This is a genomic window from Methylotenera sp., assembly GCF_029946165.1.
Lineage (GTDB): Bacteria > Pseudomonadota > Gammaproteobacteria > Burkholderiales > Methylophilaceae > Methylotenera.
Window position 1 is genome coordinate 337,604 of sequence record NZ_JAQSDZ010000001.1, and the last position, 24,889, is coordinate 362,492.

General features: G+C 42.2%; 22 protein-coding genes. 4 read left to right on the plus strand and 18 right to left on the minus strand.

Annotated elements, in window-relative coordinates:
* Positions 1-24: 24 nt before the first annotated feature.
* From dnaX to recR, 3 genes are read left to right on the plus strand one after another with little or no spacing between them, the layout of a single operon-like run.
* Positions 25-1,791: a DNA polymerase III subunit gamma/tau gene (dnaX, locus tag PSV17_RS01450; protein WP_300478856.1), complete on the plus strand. Its 1,767-nt coding sequence runs from the start codon at positions 25-27 to the stop codon at positions 1,789-1,791.
* Positions 1,792-1,845: 54 nt separating this feature from the next.
* On the plus strand, positions 1,846-2,154 hold the full coding sequence (locus PSV17_RS01455; RefSeq protein ID WP_300478858.1) for a YbaB/EbfC family nucleoid-associated protein: 309 nt from the start codon (positions 1,846-1,848) through the stop codon (positions 2,152-2,154).
* Between the two features lie 29 nt (positions 2,155-2,183).
* Positions 2,184-2,783 carry a recombination mediator RecR gene (gene recR, locus PSV17_RS01460; RefSeq protein WP_300478860.1) on the plus strand — a complete coding sequence of 200 codons (600 nt, stop codon included), beginning with the start codon at positions 2,184-2,186 and terminating at the stop codon, positions 2,781-2,783.
* 21 nt (positions 2,784-2,804) lie between these two features.
* Here recR and PSV17_RS01465 read toward each other — a convergent pair whose 3' ends face one another.
* The 16 genes from PSV17_RS01465 to gltX form a co-directional block, all read right to left on the minus strand.
* Complete coding sequence (locus tag PSV17_RS01465; protein ID WP_300478862.1) at positions 2,805-3,467, minus strand: HAD-IA family hydrolase; 663 nt, start codon at positions 3,465-3,467, stop codon at positions 2,805-2,807.
* Entirely contained in the window at positions 3,464-4,216 is a 753-nt protein-coding gene (ubiG, locus tag PSV17_RS01470) for a bifunctional 2-polyprenyl-6-hydroxyphenol methylase/3-demethylubiquinol 3-O-methyltransferase UbiG (protein WP_300478865.1), read from the minus strand. The genes PSV17_RS01465 and ubiG overlap by 4 nt, the downstream gene beginning before the upstream one ends.
* A 40-nt stretch (positions 4,217-4,256) precedes the next feature.
* Positions 4,257-5,582 carry a TRZ/ATZ family hydrolase gene (locus tag PSV17_RS01475; RefSeq protein ID WP_300478868.1) on the minus strand — a complete coding sequence of 442 codons (1,326 nt, stop codon included), beginning with the start codon at positions 5,580-5,582 and terminating at the stop codon, positions 4,257-4,259.
* Between the two features lie 130 nt (positions 5,583-5,712).
* Positions 5,713-6,804 (minus strand): OmpA family protein, encoded by a 1,092-nt coding sequence (locus tag PSV17_RS01480; RefSeq protein WP_300478870.1) that lies wholly within the window; start codon positions 6,802-6,804, stop codon positions 5,713-5,715.
* 151 nt (positions 6,805-6,955) lie between these two features.
* Complete coding sequence (locus PSV17_RS01485) at positions 6,956-7,711, minus strand: (5-formylfuran-3-yl)methyl phosphate synthase (protein ID WP_300478872.1); 756 nt, start codon at positions 7,709-7,711, stop codon at positions 6,956-6,958.
* Entirely contained in the window at positions 7,708-8,283 is a 576-nt protein-coding gene (locus PSV17_RS01490; RefSeq protein ID WP_300478874.1) for a DUF447 domain-containing protein, read from the minus strand. Before PSV17_RS01490 ends, PSV17_RS01485 begins: the two co-directional genes overlap by 4 nt.
* 5 nt (positions 8,284-8,288) lie before the next feature.
* Positions 8,289-9,731: a DUF6513 domain-containing protein gene (locus tag PSV17_RS01495; RefSeq protein ID WP_300478876.1), complete on the minus strand. Its 1,443-nt coding sequence runs from the start codon at positions 9,729-9,731 to the stop codon at positions 8,289-8,291.
* The gene (locus PSV17_RS01500) at positions 9,715-10,266 is read right to left on the minus strand and encodes a flavoprotein (RefSeq protein ID WP_300478879.1); all 552 of its coding nucleotides are present in this window, start codon (positions 10,264-10,266) and stop codon (positions 9,715-9,717) included. Before PSV17_RS01500 ends, PSV17_RS01495 begins: the two co-directional genes overlap by 17 nt.
* An 18-nt stretch (positions 10,267-10,284) precedes the next feature.
* Positions 10,285-11,631, minus strand: coding sequence for an adenylosuccinate synthase (locus PSV17_RS01505; RefSeq protein ID WP_300478882.1), 1,347 nt, complete (start codon positions 11,629-11,631; stop codon positions 10,285-10,287).
* 83 nt (positions 11,632-11,714) lie between these two features.
* Positions 11,715-12,878 carry an ATP phosphoribosyltransferase regulatory subunit gene (locus PSV17_RS01510; protein ID WP_300478884.1) on the minus strand — a complete coding sequence of 388 codons (1,164 nt, stop codon included), beginning with the start codon at positions 12,876-12,878 and terminating at the stop codon, positions 11,715-11,717.
* A gap of 76 nt (positions 12,879-12,954) precedes the next feature.
* Entirely contained in the window at positions 12,955-13,140 is a 186-nt protein-coding gene (locus PSV17_RS01515; protein WP_300478885.1) for a DUF2065 domain-containing protein, read from the minus strand.
* Between the two features lie 11 nt (positions 13,141-13,151).
* Positions 13,152-14,024 carry a protease modulator HflC gene (gene hflC, locus PSV17_RS01520; protein ID WP_300478888.1) on the minus strand — a complete coding sequence of 291 codons (873 nt, stop codon included), beginning with the start codon at positions 14,022-14,024 and terminating at the stop codon, positions 13,152-13,154.
* A 9-nt stretch (positions 14,025-14,033) separates the two neighbouring features.
* The gene (gene hflK, locus PSV17_RS01525) at positions 14,034-15,206 is read right to left on the minus strand and encodes an FtsH protease activity modulator HflK (RefSeq protein ID WP_300478891.1); all 1,173 of its coding nucleotides are present in this window, start codon (positions 15,204-15,206) and stop codon (positions 14,034-14,036) included.
* Between the two features lie 102 nt (positions 15,207-15,308).
* Positions 15,309-16,436, minus strand: coding sequence for a GTPase HflX (gene hflX, locus PSV17_RS01530; protein WP_300479050.1), 1,128 nt, complete (start codon positions 16,434-16,436; stop codon positions 15,309-15,311).
* 30 nt (positions 16,437-16,466) lie between these two features.
* Positions 16,467-16,703, minus strand: a complete 237-nt coding sequence (gene hfq / locus PSV17_RS01535; RefSeq protein WP_300478893.1) for an RNA chaperone Hfq — start codon at positions 16,701-16,703, stop codon at positions 16,467-16,469.
* Between the two features lie 203 nt (positions 16,704-16,906).
* Positions 16,907-18,316 (minus strand): glutamate--tRNA ligase, encoded by a 1,410-nt coding sequence (gltX, locus tag PSV17_RS01540; protein WP_300478894.1) that lies wholly within the window; start codon positions 18,314-18,316, stop codon positions 16,907-16,909.
* A 220-nt stretch (positions 18,317-18,536) separates the two neighbouring features.
* Here gltX and PSV17_RS01545 point away from each other — a divergent pair, with 220 nt between their 5' ends.
* Positions 18,537-20,255, plus strand: coding sequence for a hypothetical protein (locus PSV17_RS01545; protein ID WP_300478896.1), 1,719 nt, complete (start codon positions 18,537-18,539; stop codon positions 20,253-20,255).
* 52 nt (positions 20,256-20,307) lie between these two features.
* On the opposite strand, the gene PSV17_RS01550 is transcribed toward PSV17_RS01545, so the two are convergent.
* Positions 20,308-21,747 (minus strand): efflux transporter outer membrane subunit, encoded by a 1,440-nt coding sequence (locus PSV17_RS01550; RefSeq protein ID WP_300478898.1) that lies wholly within the window; start codon positions 21,745-21,747, stop codon positions 20,308-20,310.
* Positions 21,747-24,872 (minus strand): multidrug efflux RND transporter permease subunit, encoded by a 3,126-nt coding sequence (locus PSV17_RS01555; RefSeq protein WP_300478900.1) that lies wholly within the window; start codon positions 24,870-24,872, stop codon positions 21,747-21,749. Before PSV17_RS01555 ends, PSV17_RS01550 begins: the two co-directional genes overlap by 1 nt.
* Between the last annotated feature and the right edge of the window lie 17 nt (positions 24,873-24,889).

Sequence of the window (24,889 nt, forward strand, 5' to 3'; positions counted from 1 at the left end):
AAATTTTCAGCTAAAGTTGAGCCTATGTCTTATCAAGTCTTAGCCCGTAAATGGCGTCCGAAATCATTTGAAACCTTAGTAGGGCAAGACCACGTAGTGCGTGCGCTGACCAACGCGCTTGAACAAAATCGTTTACATCACGCTTATTTATTTACGGGCACACGCGGCGTCGGCAAAACAACGGTGGCGCGTATTTTAGCTAAATCCCTCAATTGCGAAAAAGGCATTACTGCTAAACCTTGCGGTGTGTGTGACGCATGTACAGAAATTGATAGAGGTCGCTTTGTAGACCTGATTGAAGTGGATGCGGCTAGCAATACTCAAGTCGATGCAATGCGTGATCTGCTGGATAATGCTCAGTACGCGCCTACTTCAGGTCGATTTAAAGTGTACATCATCGATGAAGTACACATGCTGTCTAAAAGTGCGTTTAATGCCATGCTAAAAACGCTGGAAGAACCACCAGCGCACGTTAAATTCATCCTTGCGACTACTGACCCACAAAAAGTGCCAGTCACAGTGCTATCGCGCTGTTTGCAATTCAATTTACGCCAAATGTCCGGCACGTCTATTATTGAACATTTGCAAAATATTCTTGGGCAAGAAAACATCCCTTTTGAACCAACTGCACTGCATCTCATCGCCCGCGCTGCAGCAGGCAGTATGCGTGATGCACTATCACTGACCGATCAAGCCATTGCTTACGGCGGTCAAACCGTGAACGAATCTGAAGTACGCGCAATGTTGGGCGCAATTGACCAAAGTTATTTGTACCAACTGATTAATGCACTATTAGCAAAAGATGGCGCCAGCCTTATTGCGCAGGCTAAGTCTATGGAAGAACGTAGCCTATCGTTTGAAGTTGCTTTAAATGATTTAGCACAATTACTGCATCAAATCGCAGTTGCGCAAACCGTGCCAGATAGCATTGCAGATGACTTGCCTGAGCGAAATCAGTTATTGGATTTGGCACAACGCATTTCTCCAGAAACACTGCAGCTTTATTACCAAATAGCATTATTAGGTCGTCGTGATATTAGCTTGGCGCCAGATGAATTTGCTGGCTTCACCATGAGCTTGTTGCGCATGTTGGCTTTTACACCCAGTGAAAGTGAAGCAAAAAGACCTCTAACAAAAAACTCGACAAGTAACGCGATTACAGCTAACCCAAGTGTAGCTAATATTAATGTAGCTAATATAAGTACGCCAGTTATTGAAACTAAACCAGCAATGGCGTCACAGCCAATTGTGCAAGCTCAAATTGTAGAAGCAACAGAACAACAAACTTCTCCGAGTTCCGAGAAAAGTTATAGCCAGCAAGTGACTGCGCCAACTATCCAAGAAGTTGCAGAACCAGCCTTAGTATCAAGCAGTGAAGATACCACTGAGCAGGGTTTTGAAACTGCAAATCCAATTCAATTCAATGGCAATTGGCGTGGTTTGCTAGACCAACTAAAGCTTGGTCTAGCGCGTAACCTAGCGCTCAATAGTGCGCTACTAAGCTATGACGAAAACACAATGCGCTTTGCTGTGCAAGATAAAGACAAGGGCTTACTGAGCCCGATGTATCAGGACAAATTAAGCGCGGCTTTACAGCAACATTTCGGCAGAAAAATCCGCTTGGAATTTAGCGTAGAAGGTAGCGTAAACACACCAGCAAAAGAAGTAGCGCATGAAAAAGCCGTGGCGCAAGCTGGCGCTGAAAGCGCCATTGAAGAAGATGGGTTTGTGCAGGCTTTAATCAACGAGTTTGGCGCAACGATTATCCAAAACTCAATTAAACCAGTCTAAAAAATAAAAATTTTATTAATAACATTAACTAAGTAATAACTTAAGGAGAGCAAAATGATGAAGGGTGGAATGGGCAATTTAATGAAGCAAGCCCAGCAAATGCAAGCAAATATGCAAAAGGCACAAGAAGAGTTAGCTAATATCGATGTTGAAGGTGTTGCTGCCAACGGTTTAGTTAAAGTTCTTATGACTTGTAAAAACGAAGTAAAACGCGTGACTTTGGATGATAGCATCATGGATGACAAAGAAACTTTAGAAGATTTACTCGTGATTGCACTTAAAGACGCAACTGCTAAAGCAGAAGCAACTTCTTCAGCACGTATGGCAAACTACATGCCTGCAGGCATGAAGTTGCCGTTCTAATTTTACCGATTTTATTTCTCACACTGTTAATGAAAAATCCACCCGCACTTGAACAGTTGATTGATAGTTTGCGCTGTTTACCAGGTGTAGGGCCAAAGTCTGCGCAGCGCATGGCCTATTATCTATTACAACGAGATAGAAACGGCGCTGGCGCGCTAGCGGAAGCATTAGAAACCGCCTTAGAGGTCGTTGACCATTGCAAGTTGTGCAACACTTTTAGCGAACAGCCTATATGTCCGCTTTGCGCTGCTGATAGCCGTGATAAAAATTTGCTGTGTGTGGTGGAAATGCCTACAGACTTATTAATGTTGGAAAATACCCACGCTTATAATGGTATGTACTTTGTGTTAATGGGTCGATTATCGCCGCTTGACGGCATAGGCCCAAAAGAAATTCACTTAGACAAACTTATCAAGCGTGCGCAGGATGGTCTAATAAACGAGGTGATTCTTGCTACTAATTACACCGTTGAAGGCGAGGCAACAGCGCATTATATTAGCGAGTTGCTTAAAGTTCGCGGCATCAAAACCAGCCGTATCGCTCGTGGTATGCCGATGGGCGGTGAAATTGAATATGTAGATAGCGGCACGCTTGCACAAGCCATGATGGAGCGGCGCAATGTTGCTTAATGCAACTCCACTGTAAAATACTTAATCTAGATAACTGAGTAAATCCTTAGGTGCTTTAATCACTATATCGGCATTCCATTCAAGCGGCTTGTCTGTTTCCGCAATGTAGCCGAACAAAGCCACCACGGTTTTCATACCAGCCGCCCTACCCGCTTGCACATCTCGCTCGGCGTCGCCTACATAGATACAATCACTTGCCTGCGTTGCAGTTTCATCACAAGCCATCAATAAAGTATAGGGGGCTGGTTTAGGCTGCGGAGCATCATCGCCGCAGACCAAGCATGCAGAACGTTCGTACAAACTTTTACTGCCCATATCAACGGCTTTAGTTAAATCTACGGAAAAGCGACGCGGTTTGTTGGTAACGATGCCCCATTTAACCGCGCGCGCGTCTAGCTCATCAAGTAACTCATTGATACCCGGTAACAATATCGGCTGACTGGTAAAGACTGTTTCGTACAAATCTAAATACTCGATCTTTTTAACTTCAAAATCTTCATCTGCAGGGGTAATACCAAAGCCTAGCGCCAATAACCCACGTGAGCCATGCGATGCTATAGGCCAAATAACATCATGTGCAAGCGCAGGCTTGCCATAACGTGCCAACTGTATATTTAAAGCCAAACCTAAGTCGTGTGCGGTATCCACTAGGGTACCGTCTAAGTCGAATAGAACGGTCTTCATGCGGCTGATTTAATGGTATGCAACATGTAATTAACTGAAACATCATCACCTAAGCTGTAATGTTGAGTGATTGGGTTGTAGCTCATGCCGCGCATGGCAGTGACATTCAAATCTGCCGTCCTAATCCAACTAGCCAATTCTGATGGCTTAATAAATTTAGCATAATCATGTGTACCTTTAGGCAACAAGTTCAACAAGTACTCTGCGCCAATCACTGCAAATAAATACGCTTTAGGATTACGATTAATGGTCGAAAAGAACACCGAGCCATCAGGTTTTACTAGTCGTGCACAAGCCGCAACGATTGAAGCTGGATCAGGCACATGCTCAAGCATTTCCATGCAGGTCACCACATCGAAACTGGCAGGGGCTTGCGCTGCTAGTTGCTCTACGGCAATGTATTGATAATCAACTTTTGCACCGCTCTCTAATTGATGCAATTTCGCAACGCTGAGCGCCTTTTCGCCTAAATCTATACCCACAACTTCGGCACCTTTAAAATACATAGACTCAGATAAAATTCCACCGCCGCAACCTACATCAAGCACTCTTTTGCCTTTCAAGCTGGCCAACTCATCAATCCAAGCAAGCCGCAATGGGTTAAGCTCATGCAATGGCTTGAACTCACTGTTTTTATCCCACCACTTATGTGCGAGTTCACCAAACTTTTGCAGCTCTAAATGATCGGCATTAACTGATTGTGCTGGATTAACTTCAGCATTAACTTCTGGAATCGACTCTGTATTCATCTTTGTGCTGACCTTTGTTTTATTCGGCAATATCTATACATTAATGTTTATGCTGCTGGAGTTTTGGCTGCCATGTATGGATGATTTCTTTTAATTCTAATGGTTCAATATTGGCATAAAGACCATTGCTATAGCGCAACTCACCAGCAACCCAAGTGTGGCTCACATGCTCACGTCCGCAGGTATAGACCAAATGTGAAAGGGGGTCATAACATGGATTTATAGTGAGATCACTCAATTTTACCGCAGTTAAATCTGCTAACTTACCTATTTCAATCGAACCAATTTTATCTTCTAATCCCATCGCCTTAGCGGCGTTAATCGTTGCCATCTCTAGCGCCTGATGTGCTGGAATAACTGTTGCATCTTCGCTTATCCCTTTTGCCAACAGCGCACTTAAACGCATTTCAGTAAATATATCTAATCGATTATTACTGGCAGCGCCATCCGTCCCTAACCCAACATTCACACCCTTAGCTAATAACTTGGATATTGGTGCAATGCCACTTGCAAGCTTTAAATTAGAGCTAGGACAATGTGCGATATGACATCCAAATTCAGCCAACATCTCTATCTCACTATCAAGTAGATGCACGCCATGTGCCGCTAGAAAGTTAGGGCCTAATAATCCTAATTGCGCCAATCGCTGTATTGGCCTTAAACCAAATTGTATTTGAGATTGCGCAATTTCATCACGCGTTTCATGTAGATGCGTATGTATACCAAGTCCTAGTTGCTCGGCATATGTCAGCACAGTTTCGAAAGTTTGATTCGAGACTGTGTAAGGCGCATGTGGAGCGATGCAAGTGGAAATCAATGGATTGCCGCGCCAACTATCGTGTGCATCAAAGCCCTTTTGTAAGTAGTCAGCAGCGTCAGTCGCATAGGCAGTTGGGAACTCTAAAACTACTAAGCCTAGATTTGCGCGAATACCTGCTTGGCTCGCCGCAACAGAGGTTGCACGCGGGTAAAAATACATATCATTAAAACAAGTAATGCCGCCACTTAACATTTCTGCACAAGCTAATAATGTAGCATCTTGCACATACTTTTCTGATAATACAATTTGTTCAGCAGGCCAAATCTGCTCATTCAGCCAAGTCATCAGCGGCAAATCATCCGCCATACCGCGCATCAAACTCATTGCAGCATGTGTATGCAAATTAATTAAGCCTGGAATAAGTACATGCTCGGTTAACTCAACAACTTCATTTGCCTGATAAATCTCAGCGGCTGAAGAAATTGCACAAATATCAACAATCATTCCAGATTGAATGACAACGGATTGATATTCTAAAAGCGTGTTTTTCGGGATGATTGGACATAACCAACGCGCCTCTATGACTAAGTCAACTTGTTTTTTCATCTGCTTATTATAACGATTAAAGTTATAAATTTAGAACTTAAGTTTTGCACTTAACTTTAAAAATGACCAATAAAAAACCCCGCAATTGCGGGGTTATTTAATTAGTCTATTAAGACTTATCTATTGCAGCTTAGTTACAGCCTGTTTCTTTTGTAGCTTCGCCTGTAATTACTACACGACGGTTAGGAGCTAAGCAAGAGATTAACTTCTTACCTGTTACACCTTTACATGCCTCAACTGGTTCAGATTCACCTTTACCAACAGAAGTGATCATTGCTGCGTCAACACCTTGTGAAACTAGGTATTCTTTAACAATTGCAGCACGTTTTTCTGAAAGTTTTTGGTTGTAAGCTGTAGAACCAATGCGGTCAGTGTGACCAGTCACAATGACTGCGCTTAACTCTGGGTTTGCTTTAATTTTAGCAACGGTTTCATCTAAAATTGGTTTAGCGCCATCTTGTAGTTTAGCTTTATCAAAGCCAAATAATTTTTCAGCACTTACCGTTACAGTTTCAAGGTTTGGTTTACATGCTACAGGAGCTGGTGCCGGCACTGGCTCAACTGGAGCTGGCTCAATAGCGGCTACTGGTGCTGGTTCTGCATCTGCAATGACAGGCATAGGGGCTGGAGCACCAAAACGTAAGATACCACCAAGATTGAATAATGTATTGCCCACTGAACCATCTGCATCAAATGTAGTACCTGGAGCTTTAGCATTAGAGCGAGTCCATTGGTGACGTAAATCCGCTTGCAAACCGAATGTATCATTGAATAGGTATTGCGCACCTAGACCAACGTTAGCTAACCAAGAAGTTTTGCTTTTATCTTGAAGACTAGGAATACCGTTGTAATCCACATTATTACGCGCAGCGCCTAAACCTGCTAACAAGAATGGGCGGAAGTTCTCACGGCTAAACATATACAAAGCATCTAAGCCTAAAGTAGTTTGTTTATAACGACCACCTGCACCAGCAATGCCAGTATCTTCAGATGCACGGTTATAACCTAGTCCACCTTGAATATCCCAACTTGGGCTTAATTCTTTACCTAATTTAATAAAAGCGCCACCACCATTGTTAGCATCTAAATCATTCTCTGTGTTCATGTAGCTTACGCCAGGAACAAGATACCAAGCACCGCGATACATATCTTCAGCTGATACAGCAAATGCTGCAATGCTAAGTGATGCTGCAACTGCTAGATTAATAAGATTTTTTTTCATTCGTCTTTACTCCTAATTTAATTACTTCTGGGTCTATCAAAATCTAAAATTTCATTAAGTCCGATATTACGCACCACTCTTATTTAGCGCAACCAAAAATGTTTATAAATCAACGTTATTGCAATGTTTCAGTTGTATTTTTACAACAAACCTACACCATTTGACGAACAGCTTTAATTCTAGCTGCATCGAGAGCCAGATTGCGTTGATTGTCATCACAAACCCCACCTCTAAAACCAATATAAGTAGGATTTAATTCTTTTATTAAAGTTACATGTTGTAGCTTTAATGAGCCAGCCAGTCCAAATTGCAGGTCATGACCAAGTATAGCTTCGGCAAACTCAACTCTTTGCTTGTATGAATAATAATCAAGCAAAGTAAGTCCATTTTTATTTGCAGTATCTAACATAATCCCCATAAACCCTGCATGCTTAATGGCGGCAATCAGACCTTGCGGATAAGTGATTTCCGCAAAAAAAACCGCCATGAGCCTTACGCCAGCTTGCGTTAATGATTTAAGCCTTTCTAGGCATGGTTGGTAGTCATCAGTTTCGAAAAATCCAATTTTAATGATATCCACTCCAGTTGCAGCTAACTTAGCAACATGGGCTAATAATAACTCTGGCTCCATAGGTAAATCACCTATCGTGGCGCTGGTAAGTTTAATGTCTGTATTTTTTGTGTTTTTTACATAAGTCACAATCGTTTGAATTGTTGCTATAGGTAAAGCGCCTAAAGCGCCCAAACTTGGCTCTTTTAAGTCAATAATATCGGCGCCATTTTCCAAGGCGATTTGCGCTTCTTCTGTAGTAGTCACGCTAATTAATAGCTGAGTTTTTATTAACTGCGCATGATTAACCGTAGCTGAGATAGTTTCGTTAAGTATTGTGTTGATGGGGGCATTCATGCGTAGTTCTCACCTGCTTGTTGTGCATAAAAATTTTCTATTTTTTCTGTTAGCCAAGTCCAAGCCTGTAACTCACGCTCACCTGCGGTTTTATCTATTGCAATTTGCAAGTATTGCATTTCAGAGAGCACCTTATCTTTAGCTAACATATTTAAGCGACTTGCCAGTACAGCAAGTTCAATCACCGCCGCTTGTGCTCGATTAAAACCCATAAATGACTGATGATGCACTTCGTGTATCACCTCTAAAAAAAGTTGCGGGCGCAGCGCATCTTCATTAATTTTGATTAACTTTAATTCTTTGTGTGCCAATGACTCTGTCAGTCTGTAACCCATTATCTTCTCGGCTGGTGTCAGCGACCAAGCTTGCCGTCTAGTTAATGCACCTGCAAATACACGCACATCGTCGGTTAAGTTCATCACCGCATGTTCCGTAGCGAGAATATTCTCTAGCGTGGCAGAAGGTTTATAAGGTGAAATGACCACTAAGCCATCCTGCATTTGTATGCCAAATGGCGTGACATGGGCATCACCTTGGCTATTAATGGTGCTAATAATAGTTTCTAATATCATCTTGATTAAGCCTTCTTGCCAGCTTCTTTTCGTTCTTTAATTGAAGCTTCGCGGTGCGCAGTTTTATTCGCTTGCTCTTGTGGCTTGGTATTCACGCCCCATTCGAGCTCTTGATCCTGCACATAGCGCTTCTTAAGTTGCCATGCAATTTGCGCTCGCGCCAACTCTACCCCTAAATAAAATGCATGTGAGGCATCATTATCCACCTTTAGATGCTGATATAACGCGAAGGGATCATTGCTCTCATGCACCCCGTCCCGGTTATAAATATGCATGCCGTTTTCAGTGACTTGTATACGAAAGCTCGGGTCTTTAATCATACCCGCAATTTCTTTCACTTCATCAGCAGTATAGGTAAATGGGCGTCTATCATGCAAACCAAGCAAGCCATTAGTGTAGCCACGCGGCAACCTATCATCATTTTTTGCCGCATGCATCATACGCCTAGCAATATCGGCTTCGGCAACAGCATTGACTGCGTGCGCACTTACCGAAGTAGCCAATACGGCATTAATATTCAACTCACTAATCATGCCAAATAACAGCGCGTTAATACCTGTCGTATCAGCGTCGGTGAGCTCTGTCAGGTTACCAATACCCATCATAATTTGAATATCAGGATACTTTTTACGAAGCTTTTGGTAACGTACAATTGAATTGGTTAAGCCAAAGTGAATCGGATCTAAAATCGCATCGGCAATAAATGGCTTACCCATTTTCAAGCAAGCCTCAATCGCCCGATAGAGCGAAGGCAAGCTGTGTGGTTTGGCTGGAATGAGTATTGGCGTAGAAGCCACTTCCTCTGCAACCCATAGAGTATTTTCTGTGAGACTAAGCAAGAAATCTGCACTTGCGTGTCCTGCAGTAAGTAAATCCTCGGTATTGAGAGAGTCGACACTGACTTTAAAATCTAGGGATTTTAGCGCTTTTACGGTGTCTGCTAAGTGTAAAAATGGCACCGCTGGCAAACAACCCAAATCAATCACATTCGCACCTTGCGACCGATATTGCTGGGCTTTTCTAATGATGCCATCCACACTTAAGAACGGCGCATCTACTATTTCCGCAAAAATCTGCACGTCATATTGGCTCAAATCTGGCGTGACTCCTGCATGACCAAAATACTGCGGCAAATCTTTTAAATCATTAGGGCCACGTTCAACAGGTACGCCATACTGCGCCTCCAACTGGCTAATATCACCTAAACATAATCCAGGCAAAATCACTTTGTCCGCATCACCGGTTTCTTTAAGTCTGCGAGCAATTAATTCAGGCGTCATGAGCGCGGCGACTGAAACACCAATTTGTTGAATGCGATATTTGAAGGGCGGGGTTTTAGGATTACTTTGGACTTCAGCTAATATTTTATGCAGGCTTTTTTCAGCCAATTTACCTGTTAGAAACAGTAAATTTTCTGCGGACTTGCTATCTTTATTTACAGATTTCATTTAAGCGCACATGAATTGCATGTGTAAGCGCAGCAATGTCAGCCACCACTTGTGTTGCTTCAAAATCAGCCAATTTTGCGACGTTGTCTAAATCAATTTTACGCGGATAAACTTTAACCACATTGTCACGCGGCGCTTCAGACTCAAGCTCTGGCGCAGTATCACACGCAAAAATAATACTCGGGACACGTGTTTTACCAGCTTGCGCATATAGATTAGTCACCAACGAATCTGAAAATCCATAGGCCATTTTAGCAATCGTGTTTGAAGTGACAGGAGCAATCACCAGCGTGTGATATTTGCCTTCATAAAACAACTCAACAGGCACGCTGCTTGCTGTTTTATCTTGATAAACTCTATGGCCAGTGGCATCTAATTGCGCTTGAAAGCCGTATTGCTTAATGATTTCAGAAGCTGCTTTGCTTAGAAAAATATCAACATTTTCTAGTGTTGCCAGCACAGCTAAAGATTCGCGCAAATAATGCCCAGAACCTGTAATAGCCCATGCTAAGCGCTGTGTTTCTGAGTTCTCCATTGCTTAAGTTGCCTAGTATTAAGCGAACGGATGCTCAACTACAATGGTTTCATCACGCTCTGGACCTGTAGAAACAATCGCAACTGGCACGCCACATAGCGCTTCTAGACGTTTTAAGTAGTTTTGCGCGTTTTTCGGCAAACCATCCCATGTTTTTACGCCAAAGGTGTTTTCTGTCCAACCTGGCACAGTTTCATAAATCGGTTTGCAACCTGCAACGTCATCCGCACCGATTGGAAGTAAGTCAATTTTCTTGCCATCCAACTCATAACCCGTACAAATATTAAGTTCTTTAATGCCATCTAATACATCTAACTTAGTAATACACAAACCTGTTAGACCGTTAATCATCGCTGAACGACGTAAAGCCGCAGCATCAAACCAACCGCAACGACGTTTACGTTTAGTTACCGTGCCAATTTCTTGGCCTTTGACTGACATTTGTGTGCCAGGTGCGCCTGCCGTATCAATATCCAACTCACTTGGGAAAGGGCCGCCGCCAACGCGTGTTGTGTAAGCCTTAGTGATACCTAACACATAATGCAACATATTGGCACCAACGCCTGTGCCTGCTGAAGCTTGACCAGCGATGCAGTTGCTTGAAGTCACATACGGATAAGTGCCGTGGTCAATATCAAGCAAGGTACCTTGCGCACCTTCAAACAATAGATTTTCACCACGTGCATTAGCGGCATATAAATCAGCAGAAATGTCACTAATCATTGGTTTTAAGGCGATTGCATGCTGCATGCTTGCATCATATTGTTGATTAAAATCAACCGCTTTCGCGCCTAGGTAATTAGTCAGTACGAAGTTGTGATAATCCATCACTTCTTTTAGTTTTTCTGAAAAACGCTCTGGGTAGAACAAGTCATAAACGCGTAAAGCGCGACGTGCCACTTTATCTTCGTAAGTTGGGCCTATGCCTTTGCCTGTCGTACCAATTTTTTTATCTGCGCTACGTTTAGCTTCACGCGCAACGTCCACTGCGACGTGATGACTTAAAATTAATGGGCAGCCAGTGCTGACTTTTAGGCGGCTTTTAACTTCTAAACCATCTTTTTCAAGTGCGGCGATTTCACCTAGCAAATGACCTGCATCTAAAACAACGCCATTACCGATATAGCAATTAATGCCTGATCGTACGATACCAGAAGGCACAAGATTAAGTTTGTAAATGCGTTGAGCATCGCCCTGCCCTACGACCAATGTATGTCCCGCATTGTGGCCGCCTTGGAAGCGCACGACGCCTTGCGCATGGTCAGTCAACCAATCAACGATTTTGCCTTTACCTTCATCACCCCATTGAGTGCCTATAACGACGACATTTTTTGCTGAAAGATTTTTTGCTACATTGTTTGCCATAACGTTTACTTTATAATTTTAGTTTGAATATTTATTTATATTTGAGGTAATGCTGTCTGATTGTCTGCTTAATCTTGTCTAATTTAAACTTTATCTAAAGCCACAACATGCCAGCCAGAGCTATAATGTACAAGCTTTCTATCGCAATTAAGTTCCTCAAGAATTGACTCAAAACCTGACAACTCTTGAATCACGATTTGCCCTTCAGCTCTCAAGCTGTCAATTTTAACAGATAAACTGGCATCATCATTCGCTGGTGCAAATATCGCCATGTTTGGCTTAGCTGGTTGCAAGGCGGTAACTACCCCGCGTAAATCTAAGCTAAAGCCTGTTGCAGGACGTGCGCGACCAAAGGCTTGACCAACCTCATCATATCGTCCGCCTAGCGCTAATGGGCCTTTATAGCCTTTTGCATATGCAGCAAACACAATTCCACTATGGTAGTGATAGCCACGTAGCTCACTTAAATCGAAACTAACAGTTACATTTAAATTTTCTAGCGCAGCACTCACCTGATTTAAACTTGCCAGAGCCTCTTTAACTGCTGGGGTATTAGGTAACACTTTTTCTGCTTTACCCAAAATAGATTGATCACCATTTAACTCAGTTAAATGCAATAAAGCTTCTCGAGTAGTTTTATCCAAATCTTGTGCGAGCTCGGCAACGCTTGATTGATCTTTGCTTTGCAAGGCAGCATACAACTCTTGCTCTAATTGTGGCGCAATTTGGCTCGCTTCAATCAAACTACCGAATATATTCACATGGCTAAAATCTATATGTAATTGGTCAATACCAATTCCTTGCATGGCTTTAATAAGTAAACGCTGAATTTCGATATCGCTAGCAATGCCAGCATGACCATATAGCTCGGCACCTAACTGTAACGGTTCACGCGTCTGCGCTAAGCCATCTGGCTTAGTACGCAGAACACTTCCTGCGTAACACAAACGGGTAATACCTTGGTGATTTAATAAGTGCGCATCAATTCGCGCAGCCTGCGGCGTCATATCGGCTCGCACGCCCATCAAACGGCCTGTTAATTGGTCAACCACTTTAAAAGTCGCTAGATCTAAATCGTGGCCTACGCCTGTAATCAATGATTCCATGTATTCCAACATCGGAGGAATAACGTATTGATAGCCATGCACTTTAAATAAATCTAACAAAGAGCGACGCAATGTCTCAATTCGAGCTGCTTCAGCAGGTAAAACATCTTCGATATATTCTGGGAGTAACCAATTACGCATTTTTTATCATCACTTTTTTTATTAAGGTCGTTACAACGCACTTACAAACGACTTCAATATTTAATTTAATCAATCATCATTTACTTAACCAAAATAATACTAAACCGCCAATTACTGACATTAACCCAACAAAACGTAATTGACCATCTTTGAGCTCTATCAAGCGTTTAAAAGTATCTCGCCAGGCTTGTGGCAACAATAATGGCAATAGGCCTTCTAATATTAACATTAGGCCTAATGCCATTAGCAATGTGTTACCCATAGTTAAGTTGTTTATTTCTTAGCTGGGCTACGCATGTATTTGAAAAAGTCAGAACCAGGATCTAGCACCATCACATCGCTCTTAGTTTTGAAGCTGTTTTTATATGCCTCAGTACTGCGGTAAAATGCATAGAACTCAGGATTTTTACCATAAGCTTGATTATAAATTGCCGTTGCAGAGGCATCGCCCTCACCTTTAGTTTTTTGTGCATCGCGATAAGCTTCGGCGATAATCACTTCGCTCTGCTTGTCCGCATCTGCACGAATTTTTTCGGAAGCTGCAGAACCTTCGGAACGTAATTGATTGGCAATACGTTTACGCTCAGCAATCATACGATCAAACACTGACTTACTAATATCTTCAGAGTAGTCCACACGTTTTAAGCGCACATCTACCACTTCGATACCCATTTGACGCGCTTCTAAGTCGGCACTTTTACGTAAACTATCCATCACTGCACTACGTTCACCAGCAATCACGTCATGCACTGTGCGTTTACCAAATTCAGCTCGTAAACCAGCATTTACCACGTTTGAAAGACGATTTTCTGCGGCAGATTCGCCACCTTCTTTAATTGAAACATAATATTTTGCTGGGTCGATGATGCGCCATTTTACAAATGAATCGACCAACATATATTTATTTTCACTTGTAACAAATCTGGCTGGCTCTTCCCAATCTAAAGTCACAATACGGTTATCAAATCTCTTTAAATCCTCTATAAAAGGCATTTTAAAGTAAAGACCTGGGGATTTTTTTACAGAAACAATTTCGCCCAAACGCTTCACTACTACAAACTCAGCTTGATCTACCGTATACGCTGAAGTTGATAAGAAAACCAAGCCTACCAATGCTAACGCTAAAATATTTTTTATATTTTTCATCATATTCGCCTATCTACTTTCTCTGTCACGGCTGCGAAAAGCATCTCGCGAGCGATCTACCGACGGATCAGCTACAGAAGCGGCTGGTGTATTGAGTGATTGTAAGGATTGAGATTGTTGAGGTGCAGCAGCAGCGTTACTGCCCATTAATTTATCTAACGGTAAGTACATCATACTGCCAGCCTTTTGATCAATCACAACTTTGCTCACGCTAGATAAAATTTGCTCCTGCGCGTCTAAATACAAGCGTTGGCGCGTTACATCTGGCGCGTTATTATATTGCGTTAAGATTTGCTCAAAACGGCTAGCATTACCGCGAGCTTCACTTTCAATTTTAAGTTTATAACCAGCAGCTTCCGCTAATAGTCTTGATGCTTTACCACGTGATTTAGGAATCACGTCATTCGCGTACGCTTGGCCTTCGTTCACTTGGCGCTGATTATCTTGGTTTGCACGGTTCACGTCTTCAAAAGCTTCTTGAACTTGCTCAGGCGGCTGTGCACTTTGTAAAGAGACACTAATAATATGGACGCCAGTTTTATAGCTGTCTAATATTGTCTGCATACGCTGAGAAGTATCAGCCAAACCTTTTTGTAATAAATCATCTAGCTTATTTTTACCCACTACTTCGCGAATCGCTGATTCAGCAGCTGACATCACCGCATCATCTGTATTGCGATTATTAAACAAATAGTATTTAGCGTTATTGAGGTTGTATTGCACTGCAAATTGCAAATCAATAATGTTTTCATCTTCGGTCAGCATTAAAGCTTCGTGAGGCTGTTTGGTTTTTCCACCGCCACCTTCGCCAACCGTTCTATAACCCACTTCTAAGCGACGCACTTCTTCCATATTCACTACAGTCGCTTTTTCAATAGGGTACGGTAAATGCCAGCGTGGACCAGGCTCTGTAGCCTCATCAGTCATTTCACCAAAACGCTGAACCACGCCTTTTGAACCTGAATCCACCATATAAAATCCAGTAGCAAGCCATATCAAGACTATAACAGCGATAATTGGCAGGATAGGAAAGTTTATGTTTCCACCATTCGCATTTACAGGTTGATTACCACCGCCTTTGCCGAACATATTATTTATCTTGCGGCTTAAATCACGCATCACTTGATCTAAATCTGGTGGACCTTCATTATTGCGTTGCCACCATCCGGGAAATTTAATCATTTAAAACTCCAAAGAAACTTAATCATACAAATATATTTAAAGCTAAAATTCACCACATAAGGCATTTCGAGTTGCATTCAACTCAACGCCATAAATTGACGACTAGGCATAAGCGCTCTCTTCAGTGCTTAGTTTCTGCAAATATTGGCTATGTTCCGCCATGGCCAATCTTAACAAATCCATTCCTTCACCTGTTATAGCCGATGCATGTATGGATGTGATTCTACCATATTCGTCTCGGCTGATAGAGGGCGGTAGACCGACTCTGTCAATTTGATTGTGTACTAAAATCTGCGGCACATTGGCTGCACCGATTTCCAGCAACACTTTATTAACTTGGGCAATTTGCTCGTCGCGGTTTGTACTTGCAGTATCGACGATATGCAACAACAAGTCTGCTTGAGCGGCCTCTTCCAAGGTTGCCCCAAATGCCTCAACCAAAGCATGTGGCAAATGCTTAATAAATCCAACTGTGTCGGAAAGTACGACAGAACCAGCTTCTGCGATAAAAATTTTGTGTGTGGTGGTATCAAGTGTGGCAAATAATTGGTCAGCAACGTAAATATCTGCCTTGGTTAAGCGATTAAACACTGTAGATTTACCCGCGTTGGTATAACCAACCAACGAAACGGTCATCACATTAGAACGCTTACGCGCTCTGCGTTGCATACCCCTTTGTGCTTTAAGCTTAATGAGCTTTTCACGCAACTGCTTAACGCGTATACGCAACATACGACGATCTAACTCCAACTGCGTTTCGCCAGGACCGCCACGAACACCAATACCACCTTTTTGACGCTCCAAGTGTGTCCAACCTCGCACTAAGCGCGTAGACAAATGTTCTAACTGCGCCAATTCAACTTGTAATTTACCTTCGTGACTTTGCGCACGCTGACTGAATATATCTAGAATTAAACCAGTTCTATCTACCACGCGGGCTTTCAGCAAGCGTTCCAAATTACGCTGTTGCGAGGGAGATAAATCATGATTAAACACTGCAATATTAGATTCACTGGCCTGCATCATCTGCGCCAACTCATTTGCTTTACCACTTCCAATAAAAAGCTTGGCATCTGGTGTAGCGCGCTTACCTTCAATTGTGCCGCGTACAGACAAGCCCGCGCTAATGCTGAGTTGACGAAGTTCGTTTAAGCTTTCTTCGTAATCATTATCGCCAAAATCAACACTCACCATAATGGCGGCATCGCCGCCACTCGGTCTTTCAAACAGATCTTTCAACGGTTAATTTACCAGTCCTGATTAAGCTTCATCTTCTGGCAAGGTAACATTCACCATGCGCGCTGGCACGATGGTTGAAATAGCGTGCTTATACACCATTTGAGTGACAGTATTTTTAAGCAAAATCACGTATTGATCGAAGGAATCAACTTGACCTTGTAATTTGATGCCGTTAACGAGATAGATGGATACAGCGACATGTTCTTTGCGTAAAGCGTTAAGAAATGGGTCTTGTAACATTTGCCCTTTTTGAATCATGATGTCTCCTATTGCTTGGAGTTAAATAAAAACTACGTAGCACCAGCTGTATTACTGATGTTACCCTTGTTGTGATTCAGTTCATGTAAATTCGTTCTATTTTTCTATCAAAATATTCGAAATTTCTAAACCACTTATTGAATATGAGGTGATAGGCTGAAATTTCAATAGCTATTACCAATTTTCATATGAAATTTAAGGCGCTATTTAAGCGCTGCTTCAATTCTAGCCAAAACTTCATCCTTACCTAACAGCGCCATTACTTGATCGATACTTGGTGATTGTGCAATACCAGTGAGCATGACACGCAGAGGCATCGCCACTTTAGGAAATTTTAGCGCGTTACTAGTCACAGCGGCTTCAATCTCATGATGAATCGCCTCTGCTTGCCAATCGATGCCACTTAATGCGTTTACTAGATTAGCTAAAATAGGCTTTATTTCAGCGGTTAAATGCTTTTCAGCGGCGGCTTGATCAATCACAGGGTTCTGATAAAAATACGCGATACTGGCGGCCAACTCATTTAAGGTATTTGCACGCTCTTTATATAAATCCAGCACTGCAGATAAAGCTGGTTGCTCACTTACTGTAATGCCGAGTTTAGCCAAGCGCTTAGTAATATCCTTAGCCAAATATGCGTTATCAGCCTGCTTGATATAATGAGCATTCAACCAATTCAATTTCTCAGTATTGAATTGCGCGGCAGATGGAGTGATATGCTCTAAATCAAACCACTCAGCGAACTGTTGTTTACTGAAAACTTCTTCGTCACCGTGACTCCAACCCAAACGGGCTAAGTAGTTAATTACCGCTTCTGGTAAATATCCGTCATCGTCATATTGCATCACGCTCACAGCACCGTGGCGCTTAGAAAGCTTTTGCCCATCATTACCTAAAATCATTGATAAATGCGCATATTGTGGCACCACGATTTTTGCATCTATCTCTGCCAGTGCATTGAGCATATTGATTTGGCGCGGCGTATTGTTCACATGGTCATCACCACGAATTACTTGGGTAATGCCCATGTCACTATCATCAACCACCACACAGAAGTTGTAAGTAGGCGTACCGTCAGCACGTGCGATAATTAAATCATCCAGCTCAGCATTAGCGATTTCAATACGCCCTTTCACCATATCATCCCAAGCGACTGTTCCGTCCACAGGGTTTTTAAAGCGAATAGTCGGTGCAACATCTGCTGGCGGTGTAGGTAAGACCTTTCCAGCTTCTGGACGCCACTTTCCATCATATCGTGGCTTTTGTTTATTGGCCATTTGTTGCTCACGCAAGGCATCAAGCTCTTCACGACTAGAGTAGCAATAATAGGCACTGCCCGCATCTAACATGGTCTGAATCACTTCTTTATAGCGATCCATACGTTGCATTTGATAAAAAGGGCCTTCGTCATAATCCAACCCTAACCAGTGCATACCATCTAGTATTGCTTGGACAGCCTCTGGCGTGCTACGTGCCACATCGGTATCTTCAATACGCAGAATAAAATCTCCGCCATGTTTCTTAGCGAAAGCCCACGAAAATAAGGCAGTACGAGCACCCCCAATGTGTAAAAAACCAGTGGGGCTAGGAGCAAAACGAGTACGAACAGTCATATTTAACAATAGTTTACATTAATAATAAAACGATTATTTTATCATGCGATGGTAGTTAGCTCTTAAGTAATCAGGTTTATATCTTCTACAATTCGCAAACTTATACTTTCTAAGCCAGTAAATCAAAGTTAAAGAATTAATAAATTCTGGCACACAACTTGCTGTTAATAAAATATATTCATATTGAATCTTTAATCTAAGTATATAAAGACATATTAAAATGAAATTTTTTAAAAAAATATTTAATAGTTCTCCACAGCCTAAGGTCGAAGTAGCCTTTGCTTGGGGCAAAGAAGTCGATGGTATGGATGATTTGTCGGCCATTGAATTCGCAACACTACAATTCAATGCTGATTTTAAAAAAGATGTTTTTAAAGATGAGCAAAATTTAGAAGCTCTATTTGTCATTGACGAAAAAATACACATTATTGTCGAGAGAATCACATCCCACTATATCAATATCGAACATTTGAGTATGGATATGGAAGAACGTATTGCCAATTCAGTATTTTTATATCATCGCCAAATTTATCTAATATACAACACTCTCATTGATAATTTAGCACCCCTCCAACCGCAATCATTAACTGTAATGTTGGCGCGCGCCATGAAGAATGCAACACAAATGATTAAATGGCGCTTTTACAATTATCAAAGCGCCCCAGCCAATGTTTGGTTGCAATTATCTAAACTTTATTTAGTAGCTGAAAAACAGATTTTGCTTGAGGAATATGTACGACCTTATCCTGAACAAGAAATCACCACATTAGCTTCCGCCTATATTCAAGCTTGCATGCTCGGCAGCTTAGAAAGCTTAAGCTTTCAGCGTAAACAAATTGAGTTGGTAAGCCAAATGCTAGCCCGTTGGACGCCTGATATTCATATCCAAAGCTCATACGATGAAAATAAACATCAATTCTATATGGATACTTTGAGTGATGTAGCTGCCAAACACATTAGAGATTCCAAACCTTTACCGAGTTATCGTTATTGGTGCTTTGATAGTGTAAATCTAAAGATTGAATTAGGCCTTTCACTGATTGAATACAAAATCGTACCTAAACAGCAAGAAATGAAAGATATTATTAGCAACCAGTATGCTGCGCTAACGTTAGAAGTTATAAAAAACGAATGGTCGCGTAGTGAATTTAAACGTCAACGCAGATCAGTTGAGCGCGTGAAAACATCTAAATACGCCATTACTACTTACGGCTTTGAAGACACTTGCTATGACATCAGACAAAATGAATCATTGCGTATTCAACGCCGTGGAAAATCTTATCAAGGCAATAAGTCATTTGATGAGCTATTTGCTTTACAGTCTTTGAGTCCAAATCTTAATAACCCTGAAGTTATTTACTTAGACTTAGGTGAAACCTCATCCAAAGTCATTGACGAATCCCCTAAAGGGTTCGGGATGTATATCAAAAAGCTCGCAAGTGAAGTGAGTTTAGGCATGTTAATAGGCGTGACATTGAGTGACCAAAAAGACACCACCTATATTGGTTTGATTCGCAGCATAAAGAATATCGTTGGAAACGAGCTACATATTGGCATTGAGTTGTTAAGTACTAATGCTGTTTGTTTAGTAGCGCACAACGTGAGCGCTGATGCCAGCAATGCTAAAAGCTCCGATGAAAATAGTTTAGTAGCGATTAAACCAATTGAACTAAACAAACAGGAGAACTTTAATAGTGTTGTGAGCGATGCTGGTTTTACCTGTTTATATCTACCCAGAGAATTTACAACTCCTCAGCATGACTCAATGCAGCTTGAGTCCTTAATAATACCAAAGCTGCATTACAACAAAAATGATACTTATAAAATCAATATTTCTGGTACTGAAATATTAGTCAAGTTTACCGAAGCCTTGGAACATCATGAAAACTGGTTACGTGTTATTTACACGCAAGTCATTGAAAGGAAAATGGCAGCTTAACTCTTTAATTTCAGAGTTAAACTGCCATTCTAAATGATTCACTGATATTTAGTTATTTAGCCTGATTCTGCACTTCAGCTTGCCAACCACCACCTAGTGCTTTAAATAAGCTTACGGTAGCCGCTAATCTAGCCTGACGACTTTGCACATACGTTAATGCTGAGTCGTTATAGACACGTTGTGCATCCAACACATCTAAGTAAGCGGAGTAACCTGATTTATAGCGATTCTCAGATACGTCTAACGCCTTTTTCGCTGCGACTCGGCCTCTATTAAGCGCGTCTTCACGTTCAGTATTTTGACGTAAATCTACTAAGGCATCGTTCACTTCTTTAAAGGCAGTTTGTATTGCGCCTTGATAGCTCGCTAAAGCTTGCTTTTGCTTCGCACTTGCCTGATCCACGCGAGAATTAAGTTTACCTGAGTCAAATATCGGCAAATATAAACCTAACCCACCAGTCCAAATTCGTGACGCTGACTTTAAAATATCGCCTAACTCCAAAGACTCGCCCCCTAAACCAGCGGTGAGTGAGATAGTTGGATATAAAGCTGCCTTAGCCACACCAATATTAGCATTTGCAGCAATCATTTGCTGCTCAGCTTGAGCCACATCTGGCCTAGCTTCTAATAGACTAGAAGGCAGGCCAGCTGGCGGCGTAGGTGGAATTGGTAAGGATTGAATGTCAGCACTCGCGACATTGAGACCTAAATCACCAGTCAGTATCGCTAATTGATGCAAAATCAATGCCCTTTGTCGACTTAATTCTGCCAATTGAGCACTAAGGTTTGCACTCGCAACCTCGGCCTGATAAACGTCTAAAGCTGAGGCAACGCCACCTTCTAAACGGCGTTGAGTCAAGCCTAAACTAGATTCACGACTTTTCAAGTTCTCTTGAGTAAGCGTGATTTGTGTATCTAAACTACGCAGCGTTAAATAATTATTTGCAACTAAACCTGATAATGAAAGGGCAACCGTATCTTTAGCATAGCGAGTTGAGAGTATTTGCGCACGGGCTGACTCTTTCGCTCGACGTATTTTCCCCCAAAAATCAATCTCGAATGAGGTACCAAGCTGTGCTTTGAAATTATTGCGAGGATTCACCAACACAGGATTTCCGCCCAGCTCACTGACGCGGGATCGATTTGCGCCCGCATTCAAATCCACTTGTGGGAGTGTGGCAGCGCCAATTTCCCTCGCCAAAGCATCGGCCTCTTCTATGCGGGCAACTGCAAGTTTAATATCCGTATTACTTTGTAAAGCTTTGCTTACTAACTCATTCAAAAGCTGATCTTGATAAGCAGTCCACCAAGTCGTGGAGACTTTGCTTTGAGCCTGATCCGCCTGCTCTGAGTACTGGCTAGGCAATGCCAATTGTGGACGCTCATAATCTGGCCCTACCGATTTACAAGCAGAAAGCAAAGCCATGGGCACTAGTAAACAAATAAGTTTCATTTTAAAAAGGTTTTTCTTATCCAAAATTAAATTTTGCATCACACTGTCTCCAGCTTATTTAGGTCTGTTTCAACATGGCCGTGATGACGTACATGCTTGCCAGATAACCAAGTAAAGAACAATGGGATGAATATTGTTGCGACAAATGTTGCCAATATCATACCGCCGAATACGCCAGTACCCATTGAACGTCGCGCCGCAGCACCCGCACCAGAAGCAAATACCAACGGTACGATGCCTAGTACGAACGCCATCGATGTCATGACAATGGGTCTAAACCGCATTCTCGCAGCCTCAAGCGCAGCTTGCGCTACAGGCATACCAGCTTCCATTTTCTGGCTCGCAAACTCCACAATCAAAATTGCATTTTTCGCCGCTAGGCCAACTAGCGTAATCAAACCAATTTGAAAGTAAATATCATTTGGCATGCCGCGTAACAACACCGCTAACAATGCGCCCGCTAAAGCAAATGGCACAGCCATAATCACAGCCAATGGTAATGCCCAAGTTTCAAACTGAGCAGCAAGAATCAAGAACACCATAATAATGGCAAATCCAAACGCCATAATTGCTGCGGAACCTGTTCGTTTTTCTTGGTATGCTTGTCCTGTCCAAGCGATTTGGTAACCATCTGGTAAGTTTTTTGCAGCGACTTCCTCTACCATCTTAATCGCTTCACCAGAACTAATACCTGGCGCACCACCCCCTAAAACTTTAGCTGAAAGTAAGCCGTTGTAGCGTTCTAGTTGCTCAGCACCCACAATGTTGCTGACTTTACTTAAAGCCGAGAGCGGTATCATTTTGCCAGCATTGGAGCGAACATACACTTTGCCTAAGTCTTCAGCCTTCATGCGATATTCCGCCTCAGCCTGTAACTGGACTCGGTAAGTACGACCAGACTTATTAAAGTCATTCACGTATAAGGAGCCCATGGTACTTTGCAATGTGGCGTAAATATCAGCGACTGGTACACCTTGTGAAATCGCTTTAGCTTCATCCACCTCAACAAATAATTGCGGCACAGTTGGACGGAAGAAGGTATTAATACCAGCCAGCTCTTTTTCCGCTTTTAATGCATCGACAAAGCTATTCACTACCGTTGATAAGTGCATTGGGTCAGTATCACTGCGGCTTTGTACGTATACCTCAAAACCACCTGAACTACCTAATCCACGAATCGCTGGTGGATTAAAAGCAATCGCCATACCATCAGGTTGCTGCATTCCGATACCAAACAATTTGCCAACGATGCCTTCTGCAGTGGTTTGGCGATCAGCCCAATCAGTCAATCGAACAAACATGGTTGCTGCACTGGTTTTATTGCCGCCACCGATTAAGTCAAAGCCATATACCGCAAATTCATGCGCTACTGCTGGATCTTTTGCAATCTCGGTACGTACCGCTTGAGTAGTTTTAGTGGTTCGACTCAAGGTTGCACCGTCAGGCATAATCACCGCAGTCACAACGTAGCCCTGATCTTCAGCAGGTACAAAACTACCAGGAACCGTTCTAAGTAAAACAATCACCACAAGTATAATTGCACCAAAAACCAGTGAGCCAATAAACTTATGATGCAAGGTTAAATCCACTGTTTTTGCATAAAAGTTAGTTAATTTTGAAAAACCACGATTAAACGGTTTAAAGAAGGCTGATTCTTCATGTACCGATTTGAGTAATATTGCACATAATGCAGGAGTTAATGTCAGCGCTACAAGGCCAGAAATCACCACCGCTACTGCAACAGTCACCGCAAATTGACGATACATTTCTCCTGCAATACCACCTAAGAAAGCCACTGGTACGAATACTGCACAAAGAACCAGAACAATCGCAATCACGGCACCCGATACTTGCTCCATAGATTTAATGGCTGCAGAAATCGGCGACAGTTTTTCCTCTGACATTAGCCGCTCAACGTTTTCCAGCACCACAATCGCATCATCCACCACAATCCCGATGGAAAGTACCATCGCAAACAAAGTTAGGGTGTTGATAGAAAAACCGAACATCCACAAGCCTGCAAATGTACCAATCAACGAAATAGGCACTGCAATAAGTGGAATTAAAGTCGCACGCCAGCTTTGTAAAAACAGAAACACAACTAGCACAACCAACACCATCGCCTCACCTAAAGTTTTTACAACTTCAATGATTGAAGACTTAACAAAGTCACTGGTATCGTAAGGAACTTCCCAATCCACCCCTGCTGGAAAGCGTTGTTTAAGCTCGGCCATTCTCTCTTTAATAGATTCTGCTGTATCAAGCGCATTAGCACCCGTCTGTAAGAAAATTGGAATTCCCACACCTGGTAAACCATCCAAAGCAGTACGTACGTTATATGTTTGTGAACCTAACTCGATACGTGCCACATCTTTAAGGTATAGCACGCCGCGTGGGCCATCTGCACGGATGATAATATCGCCAAATTCGTTAGGATCTATCAAACGACCTTTAGCCGTAACCGTATAAACCAATTGCTGGGTAGAAGGGGATGGTTCCTGACCAATTTTACCCGCTGCGTATTGGGCATTTTGTACTTGAATAGCATTGGCAATATCAGTCGTTGTCACACCTAGTTGCGCCATACGATCAGGCTTTAACCAAATACGCATAGAGTAATCTTGCGCACCAAAAATGTTAGCATCGCCAACGCCTTTAATACGCTTAAGTTCATCTAAAACATTAAGCGTAGCGTAGTTACTTAAATAAAGTGGATCATATTTCTTTTGTTTATCGGTCAACATCACCACTAATAAAATGTCGTTAGAGCGTTTTTGCACCACTAAACCCGTTCTACGTACTTCATCTGGCAAACGCGGTAAGGCAATATTCACGCGATTACTCACGTTGAATGTCGCCTGATTAATATCTGTACCTACTTCAAACGTAGCAGTAATGGTTAAAGTACCGCTGGAGTCGGCGCTAGAATTAAAATACAGCAAGCCTTCGACACCACTTAATTGCTCTTCAATTGGTGCAGCCACTGTTTTAGATAATGTATCAGCACTTGCACCGGGGTAAGTGGCAGTAATTAGCACTGTGGGAGGTGCAATTTGTGGATATTGCGCCACTGGCAACTTCATTGCCGCTGCTAAGCCTGCCAGTACGATGATGATAGACAAAACGCTGGCAAAAATAGGCCGGGTGATAAAAAATTTGGTCATATTAACTCTCGTTTAAA